General features: G+C 59.6%; 8 protein-coding genes, 1 tRNA gene, 1 rRNA gene and 1 pseudogene. All 11 read left to right on the top strand.

Translation table 11 applies throughout. The annotated features are described in order from the left end of the window. Positions 1-2: 2 nt before the first annotated feature. The 11 genes and pseudogenes from bamA to IPI01_04145 all read left to right on the top strand — a co-directional run bounded on the left by bamA (position 3) and on the right by IPI01_04145 (position 11,377). Positions 3-2,371: pseudogene (gene bamA, locus IPI01_04095) on the top strand (outer membrane protein assembly factor BamA). A gap of 59 nt (positions 2,372-2,430) precedes the next feature. Further along, positions 2,431-2,964 carry an OmpH family outer membrane protein gene (locus tag IPI01_04100; GenBank protein ID MBK7256989.1) on the top strand — a complete coding sequence of 178 codons (534 nt, stop codon included), beginning with the start codon at positions 2,431-2,433 and terminating at the stop codon, positions 2,962-2,964. A 34-nt stretch (positions 2,965-2,998) separates the two neighbouring features. Further along, complete coding sequence (locus IPI01_04105; protein ID MBK7256990.1) at positions 2,999-3,517, top strand: OmpH family outer membrane protein; 519 nt, start codon at positions 2,999-3,001, stop codon at positions 3,515-3,517. Between the two features lie 13 nt (positions 3,518-3,530). Then, a complete protein-coding gene (gene lpxD, locus IPI01_04110; GenBank protein MBK7256991.1) occupies positions 3,531-4,595 on the top strand; it encodes a UDP-3-O-(3-hydroxymyristoyl)glucosamine N-acyltransferase in 1,065 nt (354 codons plus the stop codon). A 56-nt stretch (positions 4,596-4,651) separates the two neighbouring features. Next, entirely contained in the window at positions 4,652-6,070 is a 1,419-nt protein-coding gene (locus IPI01_04115) for a bifunctional UDP-3-O-[3-hydroxymyristoyl] N-acetylglucosamine deacetylase/3-hydroxyacyl-ACP dehydratase (GenBank protein ID MBK7256992.1), read from the top strand. Between the two features lie 12 nt (positions 6,071-6,082). Continuing rightward, on the top strand, positions 6,083-6,883 hold the full coding sequence (lpxA, locus tag IPI01_04120; GenBank protein ID MBK7256993.1) for an acyl-ACP--UDP-N-acetylglucosamine O-acyltransferase: 801 nt from the start codon (positions 6,083-6,085) through the stop codon (positions 6,881-6,883). A gap of 63 nt (positions 6,884-6,946) precedes the next feature. Continuing rightward, complete coding sequence (locus IPI01_04125; protein MBK7256994.1) at positions 6,947-7,657, top strand: lipoate--protein ligase family protein; 711 nt, start codon at positions 6,947-6,949, stop codon at positions 7,655-7,657. Between the two features lie 30 nt (positions 7,658-7,687). Then, positions 7,688-8,512, top strand: a complete 825-nt coding sequence (panB, locus tag IPI01_04130; GenBank protein MBK7256995.1) for a 3-methyl-2-oxobutanoate hydroxymethyltransferase — start codon at positions 7,688-7,690, stop codon at positions 8,510-8,512. A gap of 55 nt (positions 8,513-8,567) precedes the next feature. Next, positions 8,568-9,323: a 5'/3'-nucleotidase SurE gene (gene surE / locus IPI01_04135; protein ID MBK7256996.1), complete on the top strand. Its 756-nt coding sequence runs from the start codon at positions 8,568-8,570 to the stop codon at positions 9,321-9,323. Positions 9,324-9,654: 331 nt separating this feature from the next. Beyond that, positions 9,655-11,191: ribosomal RNA gene (locus tag IPI01_04140) — 16S ribosomal RNA — on the top strand. Between the two features lie 112 nt (positions 11,192-11,303). Continuing rightward, positions 11,304-11,377: transfer RNA gene (locus IPI01_04145), tRNA-Ile, on the top strand. Positions 11,378-11,395 lie beyond the last annotated feature (18 nt).

The raw sequence follows: 11,395 nt of genomic DNA on the forward strand, positions 1-11,395 counted from the left end.
TGATGAAGCGTGTGCTGGTGCTGTTGGTTGCCGGAATCCTTCTGTCCGCTCCGCTCCACGTGTTTGCTCAACAAGCCCCCTCCCGGGAAGTGCTCAAGGTCCTCGGTATCTCCGTGGAAGGGAATACCTTTGCCGACCCTGCAGCCATCATTGCGAACTCCGGGCTGAAGGTCGGGGATGAGATCGCTGTGCCCGGCGACCAGGCCGGTGCGGCGGTGCGCAAACTGTGGTCCCTCCACCTGTTCGAGACCGTCGACATCGCCATCGACCGGCGCATGGGGGATGGCGTGTATCTCCTCATCACGGTCAAGGAGTTCCCGCGGTTCGACAAGCTCATTGTCGAAGGGAATGATGAGCTCGACAATGATGACATCAACAAAGCGATCACGCTCATCCGCGGACAGGTCCTTTCGCCGCACGAGCTGAAGAAGATCGAGCGTGATGTCCTCAAGCTGTATGAGAAGGAAGGGTATCTGCTGGCACAGGTCACCGTGACCGCAGCGCGGTCCGACTCGAATTCGTCGCGTCAGACCGTCTCTCTGCATGTCGTGGAAGGTTCTGAGGTCCAGGTCGAGAGCATCGCGTTCGAAGGCAATCGGGCCTTCGAGGCCGCGAAATTGCAGGGTGCCATGGATGAGACCTCCGAGCGGCGGTGGTGGAAATTCTGGTCCTCGGCCAAATTCGACCGCAAGAAATACGACGAAGACAAGGCGAAGGTCATCGCGTTCTACCGGAAGAACGGTTATCGTGATGCGCAGATCCTTTCGGATTCCCTGTGGTACGGGCCCGACAAGGAGACGATGTACATCCTGATGCGCGTGCATGAGGGGCCGCAGTATCATATCCGCACGATCACCTGGGAAGGCAATACGGTCTATCCGGACTGGGTGTTGAACGAGCGCCTGCAGATCCTCCCCGGCGAAGTGTACAATTCCGAGCGGTTCGAACAGAACCTTCGCGGCAATGAGGAACAGTCGGACGTTGCGGCGCTCTACCTGGACAACGGCTATCTCCGCTTCAATCTCGATCCGAAGGAGACCCGGGTCGGCGAAGACAGCGTCGATATCGCGATCAACGTGTACGAGATGAATCAGTTCAAGATCGGACACGTCAGCATCAAAGGGAACACGAAGACCCAGGAGAAGGTCATCCGGCGCGAGCTCTACAGCCGTCCGGGTGATTACTTCAGCCGTTCCGCGATCGTGCGCAGCATCCGCCAGCTTGCCCAGCTCAATTATTTCAATCCAGAGAAGATCAAACCGGATTATCAGCTGACGGATGACCGGAGCGTGGACCTGACTTTGAGGTCGAAGAAAAATCGAGCGACAACATCAATGCCTCGGTCGGGTACAGCGGCTACTACGGCGTGACCGGCGCGCTCGGGTTCACCATCAACAACTTCTCGATCCGCGAACCGTTCTCGGGCGGCGCGGGGCAGGTCCTGAATTTTGAATGGATGTTCGGCGAGGGGTCGCGGTACCGGACCTTCACCCTGGGCTTCACCGAGCCGTGGTTGTTCGACACCTCGACGTTGCTCGGCGTGACCCTGTTCGATTCGCGACAGATCTACACGTTCGACTACGAGCGGACGGGCGGGTCCGTCCGCGTCGGCCGCCGGTTCAAGTGGCCTGACGATTACTTCCGTGGCGACTGGATGATCGATGCGCAGGTGAACAATGTGCGCGACGGCCTCGGCATCTACCGTGAAGGGAAGTCGACCCAGGTCAGCCTCACGCAGGTGATCTCGCGCAACAGCATCGACAACCCGATCTTCCCGACATCGGGATCCAGCGTGTCGTTCTCGGTCCAGATGTCCGGCGGGCCGCTGCTCCCCGGGAATTTGAATTTCCACAAGTGGCTCTTCTCGTCGGAATGGTATCTGCCGCTCTTCGGTTCGCAGAAGCTGGCGCTGTATCTTTCGTCGACCTACGGGTACATCGGGTCGTTCTCGGGTGACGACTATGTGCAGCCGGTGGACCTCTTCTTCATGGGGGGGACCGGCCTCGGCTACATCTCCACCACGCCGTTGCGCGGGTACGATGACCAGTCCGTGGGACCCCGGAACTCGAACACCGACATCGTGGGTGGCAAGGCGATGGCGAAGCAGACCCTGGAGATGCGCTATGCGGTGTCCATCAACCCGATCCCGATCTACCTCGTCTCGTTCCTCGAGGGCGGTAATGTGTACGAGAGTCTGGCGCGTGCCGACTTCTTCGATCTGAAGCGGTCTGCCGGTGTCGGCGCCCGCATCACGATCAATCCGATCGGCATGATCGGTTTTGATTATGGCTATGGCTTTGATGATGTGAATCCGCGCGACGGCAAGCCCGACGGGTGGAAGTTTCATTTTGTCTTCGGGCGCGGGTTCTAGCAGCGTCCGGCATGGGTGTATCGTACCTGATCCCTTCATTCAATCACTGTGAGGCAGTAATGAAAACTCGGATGTTCCTTCTCACCATCGCACTCTCGGCCCTGATGCTTGTTCCCGCGGCCTTCGCCCAGCAGCAGAAGATCGGCTACGTGAACTCGACGAAGATCTTCCAGGAACTTCCGGCGGCACAGGATGCCCAGCGCCGCATCGATGCGCTCGGCAAGCCGATCCAGGATTCGCTCGAGACCATGCAGCGTGAACTCCAGGCGCGCTACGAAGACTATCAGAAGCGCGAAGCGCTCCTCAACGAGGCCGCGAAGAAGGCCGAACAGCAGAAGCTGATCGATCTCGAACGCCGCATGAATGAGTACCGCCAGCTGAAGCTGGGGAACGATGGCGAACTCGCCCGCGAGACCGAGAAGCTGCTCGCACCGCTGCGCGACCGCATCCGGGGCGCCATCACCACGGTGGCGAAGGAAGAGAAGTACAGCTTCGTGTTCGACAAGACGGAATCGATCCAGATCCTGCTCTACGGCGATCCGGCACACGACATCACGTTCAAGGTCATCGATCGGCTGAAGCGCGGTAAGTGATCTGTCCTTGCGGACCACAGAGGGAGATGGCACTATGAAGCGGATCATCCTGGTTCTCGTCCTCGTGCTGGCCGCGGCCGCGGCGCACGCCCAGTCCAAGATCGGCCACATCAACTCCGAGGCCATCATGCAGGCCCTCCCCGAGGCCATCGATGCGCAGAAGTCGCTGGACGCGCTCGTGGCACAGTGGGAGGCCGAGCTGCAGAAGATGCAGGCGGAATGGAAACGGAAGTTCGACGACTACGACAAGAAGAAGCTGATCCTCACCGACCAGGTGCGGGCTGATGCTGAAAAGGAACTGCGGGACCTGGATCAGGCCATCGCCGACTACCGCACGAAGAAGTTCGGCCAGAACGGCGAGCTTTTTCAGAAGCAGAACGAGGTGATGAAACCCATTCAGAACAAGATCTTCAAAGTGCTGGAGGAGATCGCGCGCGACGATGGGTACGATTACATCTTCGACCGGAGCGGCGAGATCCTGCTGCTGTACGCGAACGACAAGCGCGACCTGACCTCGCTGGTGATCTCACGGATGCAGTCGTTCGGTAAATGACCGGAGGACCTCCATGACCATCAGCGAGATCGCGGCACTGCTGGGTGCAACGGTAGAGGGTGACGGCACCGTTGAGATCCGGCGTGTGGCAAAGATCGAGGAGGCGGGGACGGGCGACCTGACGTTCCTTGCCAATCCGAAGTATGCGAAGTACCTCGGGCTCACCCGCGCCAGCGCGGTCATCGTCGGCACCGGTATGGCGGTGGAAGACCGCCCGGCCGATGCACCACCGCTGACGCTCCTGAGGGTCAGTGACCCGTACGTGGGATTCGTCCGGGTCCTTGCCCGGTTCAATCCTCCCCAGCCTCCCGTTCCCCCGGGGGTCCACCCGACAGCGGTCATCGCATCATCGGCACGTCTCGGTGCCGATGTGCGTATCGGAGCCCATGCGGTGGTCGGCGAACGCGTCGTGATCGGCGAGCGGAGCATCGTGGCACCGTGTACCGTGCTCGGCGACGGCGTGCGGATCGGAGACGATTGTCTGCTGTACGCGAATGTCTCCGTGCGCGAAGGGTGCATCATCGGCAACCGTTGCATCGTCCAGCCCGGCGCGGTGATCGGCAGCGACGGATTTGGCTTTGCCCCGAAGCCGGACGGCTCCTACGAGAAGATCCCGCAGATGGGGATCGTGGTGCTCGAGGACGACGTCGAGATCGGGGCGTGTACGACCATCGACCGGGCGACGCTCGGCGAGACCCGGATCAAGAAGGGTGTCAAGCTCGACAACCTCATCCAGGTCGCCCATAACGTCGTCATCGGCGAGAATACCGTGATGGCCGCCCAGAGCGGCATCTCGGGCAGCACCAAGCTCGGCAAGAACATGATGGTCGCCGGGCAGGTCGGCTTCACCGGCCACATCGAGATCGCGGACGGCGTGAAGGTCGGCGCCCAGTCCGGTGTCCACCGCGCGCTGACCAAACCCGGCGCCACCTATTTCGGCACGCCTGCCTACCCGCAGCGCGAAGCCATGCGGATCTACGGTTCCTTCCCGCAGTTGCCCGACCTGCTGGCAACGGTGCGGGATCTCCAGAAGCGTCTGGAGAAGCTGGAACCGCCGACCCCTGACCCCGGCGCCTGATCCAGGTACCGGGTCGTTTGTAGAATTCCAACTCCAACTCAACACCACCGGACCCTATGCTCGTTCAACAGCACACCATCAAAGAGCCCGTCTCCCTGAGCGGGGTCGGCCTCCATACCGGCAGCATTGCCACCATGACCTTCCGTCCCGCCCCCGAGAATACCGGTATCCGGTTCCGGCGCATCGACATGGGCGGTACGCCGGAGATCCCGGCGGATGTCGACCACGTCGTGGACATCTCCCGCGGCACGACGATCGGCATCGGTGATGCGCGCGTCCACACGGTGGAACATGTCATGGCAGCGCTGGTCGGCCTGCAGATCGACAACGTGCTCATCGACATCGATGCCAACGAGCCGCCGATCGGCGATGGCAGCGCAAAACCGTATGTGGAAGCGTTGCTCACGGCGGGGGTGGAGAAGCAGAGCGCGCCCAAGGACTATCTGATCATCGATCAGACCGTGACGTACCACAATGAGGACAAGAAGGTCGACATCGTCGCCCTCCCGCTCGACGACTACCGGCTGACGGTGATGGTGGACTACTTCAATCCGGCCCTCGGCAGCCAGCACACCGGGCTGTTCAACCTGGAGAAGGAATTCGTCACCGAGTTCGCGCCATGCCGCACGTTCTGCTTCCTGCACGAGGTGGAGATGCTGCACAACCAGGGGCTCATCAAGGGCGGGAACCTGGACAACGCCATCGTGATCGTGGACCGCGATCTGAACGACGAGGAGATCGGCCGCATCACCACGAAGCTGGGGATCAAGGGGTCGGTGATCCTCGGGAACAACGGCGTGCTGAACAACAAGTCGCTGCATTTCAAGAACGAGCCGGCGCGTCATAAACTGCTCGACCTGATGGGCGATCTTGCCCTCATCGGCGTGCCGCTCAAGGCGCAGATCCTCGCCGCGCGTCCCGGCCATGCCAGCAACATCGAATTTGCCCGCCTGATCCGGAAGTTGTACCAGCAGAAAAAGCTTGTCAAGAAATATCAGCACGAGCGGAAGGAAGGCGTGGTGTTCGACATCAACGCCATCAAGAAGATCCTTCCGCACCGCTACCCCTTCCTGCTGATCGACAAGATCACCGATTTCAAGATCGATGAGAGCGTGGTGGGCGTGAAGAACGTCACCACCAACGAGCCGTTCTTTGAAGGGCACTTCCCCGGCCAGCCGGTGATGCCCGGCGTGCTCATCATCGAGGCCATGGCGCAGACCGGAGGCATCATGCTCCTGAACGGCGTGGAGAATCCCGGCGACAAACTGGTGTTCTTCATGTCGATCAACAACGCCAAGTTCCGCAGGCCGGTCGTCCCCGGTGATCAGCTCGTGTTCGATCTGAAGATGGTCAACCGGAAGAGCAAGATCTGCACGATGAGTGGCAAAGCGTACGTGGACGGCCAGTTGGTCGCTGAGGCGGACCTGATGGCATCCATCATTGACCGTGTCCCGACCCAACCCCAGAAATCATAACACGGCGGTATCATGAGCACCTCCATCGACCCCCGCGCAGCCGTCAGTGCGAAAGCACAGATCGGCGACAACGTCACCATCGGCCCGTTCGCCGTTGTTGAGGATGGCGCGGTCATCGGCGACGGGACGTCCGTCGCACCCCATGCCCTCATCGCCACGGGGGCGCGCATCGCGAAGAATTGCATCATCCATCATGGGGCCGTGGTCGGCCATGCGCCGCAGGACCTCAAGTATGCCGGCGAGCCGACCACCTGCGAGGTCGGGGAAGGCACCACGGTACGCGAATACGCAACGCTGCACCGGGGGACGGGAGAAGGCGGGAAGACGGTGATAGGGACCAACTGCTTCCTGATGGGGTATGTGCACATTGCGCATGACTGCATCGTCGGGAACAATGTCATCATGTCCAACGCGGCCATGCTTGCAGGCCACACCGAGGTGGAGGACAACGTGATCATCGGCGGCGTCACGCCGGTGCATCAGTTCACGCGCATCGGCTGTCACAGTATGGTGGGTGGTGGGCTGCGTGTCGCCAAGGATGTGCCCCCGTATTCGTTGGTCGGCGGTGCACCGCTGGTGTTTGAAGGCCTCAATGCGGTCGGCCTGCGCCGGCGCGGGTTCTCGCGTGAGACGCTGGAGGGGTTGGACAAGGCCTACACCATGCTGTACCGGGCGAAGATGAACGTCTCGCAGGCGATCGCAGCAATTGAGGCCGACGCAACGCTCATGGCGTTCCCGGAGGTCCAGCACATGGTATCATTCATCAAGGGGAGCAAGCGCGGTATCGTCGGGGCTCCCCGGCTCCGCAGTTGATGGTGCATGCCTGCCCATAAGTGGATATACGAGGACTCCGGCCCCCGCGCCGGAGTCTTCAATATGGAGCGTGATGAAGCGCTTGCGCGCGCCCTGCAGAACCAGGATGACGACGGCGTGCAGGTGTTGCGGCTGTACGGATGGGAGCCGCCGGCGATCTCCCTGGGGCACCATCAGGATGCATCCACGATCGACCAGGAGCGGCTCCGGGGGGATGGGATCGATCTGGTGCGCCGGCCGACCGGCGGGCGTGCGATCCTGCATCATGATGAACTCACCTATTGTGTGGTCATGTTCTCCGGCCGCCGGAGCATCCTTCAGGTCTATAACGCCATCAGTGAGGCCCTTGTGAGGGGGCTGGCGCTGTATGGCGTGGAGGTCAGCCTGCAGAGATCGCAACCGGACTTCGGCACTGCCTATCGCGACCAGTCGTCGATCCCGTGTTTCACGAGTTCGGCGCGGTATGAGATCGAGTGGGAGGGGAGGAAGCTGGTGGGGAGTGCGCAGCGCCGGTATGCGGATGGGGAGCGCGACGTGGTGTTGCAGCACGGATCGATCCTGTGCGGGCCTGCGCACCGGAGGCTGGCGGAGTATCTGAGGATCGGGAGTGAGGCTGTCCGCGAGCGCATCGAGCGCGAGATGAGGGACAAGACCGTTGACCTTGCGGAGATCACGGGGAGGCCGGTCGACAGGGAGCGGCTGAAGGAGTGCATTCGTCAAGGATTTGAAGAGGCGTGGGGCATTCAATTCAGATATCCGAATTCAGATATCTGATATCTGCATTGCTTTTACTTGGAGGCTACCATGAGCACAGCACAAGCGGATCATCGTCCCCGTGTCGTGACGACCCGTTCGGTGATGAACATGAAGAAGACCGGGGAGAAGATCACCGCGCTCACGGGGTATGATTTCCTGATCGCGCGGTTGCTGGATCAGGTCGGGATCGACATCATTCTGGTGGGGGACTCGCTGGGGAACGTGGTCCAGGGGCATGAGACCACATTGCCCGTCACCGTCGACGACATGATCTATCATGCGAAGGCGGTCAAGCGTGCCGTCAAGAACGCGCTCATCGTCGTGGACATGCCGTTCATGTCGTATCAGACGAGCGTGGACGATGCCGTGCGGAACTGCGGGCGGGTCATGAAGGAGGTGGGGGTGGGGGCGGTGAAGCTCGAGGGGGGTGCACACATCGCCGAGATCGTGCGGCATCTGGTGAGGATCGGGATCCCGGTGATGGGGCATCTGGGGCTGACGCCGCAGGCCATCAACAAGTTCGGGACGTACGAGGTGCGGGCGACGGAGGAGGCGGAGGCGGCCGAGCTCATTGCGGATGCGAAGACGCTGGCCGAGGCCGGGGCGTTCTCGATCGTGTTGGAGAAGATCCCGTCGGAGTTGGCGCGGCGGGTGACGGCCGAGGTACCGGTGCCGACGATCGGGATCGGGGCGGGGGCGGGGTGTGACGGTCAGGTGCTGGTGGTGTATGACATGTTGGGGTTGACGGAGGAATTCAAGCCGCGGTTTGTGCGGAGGTACGGGGAGATGGCGGAGGGGATGCGGGTGGCGTTCCGGCGGTACATCGCGGACGTCAAGGGTGGGGAATTCCCGCGGCGTGAAGAGAGTTACTGAAGCGGGCCGCAGAAGTGGGAGCGGTTCATGATGAGATGAACAGACGATGAAGGCCATGCATATACTTGTGTGTAATGATGATGGGATCGATGCGCCGGGGATCTACGCGCTGGCGCAGGAGTTGAAGAGCATCGCGAAGGTCACGGTGATCGCGCCGGACCGTCAGCAGAGTGCGGTGGGTCATGCGATCACCATGCAATCGCCGTTGCGGGTGGTGGAGTACAGGAAGGATGGAGTGTTCTTCGGGTATGCGGTGAAAGGGACTCCGGCGGATGCGGTGAAGTTAGGTGTGAAGTGTTTATTGGAAGAGCCGGTGGACCTGTGTGTTTCGGGGATCAATCACGGGTCGAACACGGCGATCAACATCATTTATTCGGGGACGGTATCGGCGGCGACGGAGGGGACGGTGTTAGGGATCCCGTCGATCGCGATGTCGTTGACGACGTATGCCGAGTGTGATTTCGGGGTTGCGGCGCGGTTCGCGAAGAAGCTGGCGTTGGAGGTGATGCAGAGGGGATTGCCGGCGGGGACGTTGTTGAATGTGAACGTGCCGGCGCTCGCGGAGTCGGAGATCAAGGGGGTGAAGATCACGAAGCAGGGGATCTCATCGTGGGCGGACACGTTTGACAGGAGGAAGGATCCTGCGGGTCGGGAGTATTTCTGGTTGACGGGGACGATGGATGTGACGGACACGGATCCGGAGACGGACCAGTTGGCGATCCAGGCGGGATACATATCGGTGACGCCGGTGCATTATCAGTTGACGGATGAAGTGCAGCGGGAGGTGATGCAGGGGTGGGGATTGCGTTGAAGAATTTTCGATTTTTTTTGTCGTTGAGGTTGACATTCAGGATCTAACTTCGTATGTTAGAGTCCCTTCAGACAGGGTCGCAGGGTAGGCTGCAGTAAGGCTGCTGAAAATAAAGTTGTCGAAGTTCCCTCGGGTACTTGACTTCCGGAAATAAAAGCAGTATATTTAAAGCCCGCCCAGAATGCGGAAGCGTCATTAAGAGCTTGTTGTTCTTTGAAAAACAGTGTGCATAGCCTAAGTCAATGATACTGAGAGCTCGACCTTGGCGATCCATTTCGCAGCAATGCGGAGTGTGACGTCAAGTGATCACTCGACGAAGTAATGAAAACTTACAACGGAGAGTTTGATCCTGGCTCAGGACGAACGCTGGCGGCGTGCCTAACACATGCAAGTCAAGGGGAAAAGGGTAGCAATATCCTGAGTACACTGGCGCACGGGTGAGTAACGCGTAGGTAACCTGCCCATAGGACGGGGATAATTCAGCGAAAGCTGGACTAATACCCGATGTTGAGACGTCATCACATGGTGGTGTTCTTGAAAAGCCCGCAAGGGTGCCGATGGATGGGCCTGCGTCCCATTAGGTAGTTGGTAGGGTAACGGCCTACCAAGCCTGCGATGGGTAGCTGGTCTGAGAGGATGATCAGCCACACTGGAACTGAGACACGGTCCAGACTCCTACGGGAGGCAGCAGTGAGGAATATTGCGCAATGGCCGAAAGGCTGACGCAGCGACGCCGCGTGAGGGATGAAGTCCGTTAGGATGTAAACCTCTTTTGCAGGGGATGAACGTCTCGCTATACGCGGGATTGACCGTACCCTGCGAATAAGGATCGGCTAACTACGTGCCAGCAGCCGCGGTAATACGTAGGATCCGAGCGTTGTCCGGAATTACTGGGTGTAAAGGGCGTGTAGGTGGATTCCTAAGTCGGTGGTGAAAGCCTGCAGCTTAACTGCAGAATTGCCTTCGATACTGGGGATCTTGAGTGCGGCAGAGGGAGATGGAATTCATGGTGTAGCGGTGAAATGTGTAGATATCATGAAGAACACCGGTAGCGAAGGCGGTCTCCTGGTCCGTAACTGACACTGATGCGCGAAAGCGTGGGGAGCAAACAGGATTAGATACCCTGGTAGTCCACGCCTTAAACGATGGGTACTAGGTGCTGGGCCGCAAGGTTCAGTGCCAAAGCTAACGCATTAAGTACCCCACCTGGGGAGTACGATCGCAAGGTTGAAACTCAAAGGAATTGACGGGGGCCCGCACAAGCAGTGGAGCATGTGGTTCAATTCGATGCAACGCGAAGAACCTTACCTGGGTTTGAAAGGCCAGTGACATCCGATGAAAGTCGGCTTTGTAGCAATACACACTGGTACAGGTGCTGCATGGCTGTCGTCAGCTCGTGCCGTGAGGTGTTGGGTTAAGTCCCGCAACGAGCGCAACCCCTACACTTAGTTGCCATCAGGTCAAGCTGGGCACTCTAAGTGGACTGCCTACGCAAGTAGTGAGGAAGGCGGGGATGACGTCAAGTCCTCATGGCCCTTACACCCAGGGCCACACACGTGCTACAATGGCCACTACAATGGGTCGCAAAACCGCGAGGTGAAGCTAATCCCAAAAAAGTGGTCTCAGTTCGGATTGGAGTCTGCAACTCGACTCCATGAAGCTGGAATTGCTAGTAATCGCGCATCAGCACGGCGCGGTGAATACGTTCCCGGGCCTTGTACACACCGCCCGTCAAGCCATGGAAGCTGGGAGTACCCGAAACCGTTGTGCCAACCGCAAGGAGGCAGACGTCTAAGGTAAGACCAGTGACTGGGGCTAAGTCGTAACAAGGTAGCCGTATCGGAAGGTGCGGCTGGATCACCTCCTTTCTATGGAGTCTCTACCAGAATTGCCATCACGGTGGCATACACTGGAACGAGGCGCGAGCCTTGGTATCACGGTACGGCGGCTATGCACACGTTTTTCAAATTTTGTTCTTTGGGGCCTGTAGCTCAGGTGGTTAGAGCGCACGCCTGATAAGCGTGAGGTCACTAGTTCAACTCTAGTCAGGCCCACACATTTTTCAGGTGGGA

The organism is Ignavibacteriota bacterium (assembly GCA_016707525.1).
Classification (GTDB): Bacteria; Bacteroidota; Ignavibacteria; order UBA10030; family UBA6906; genus JAGDMK01.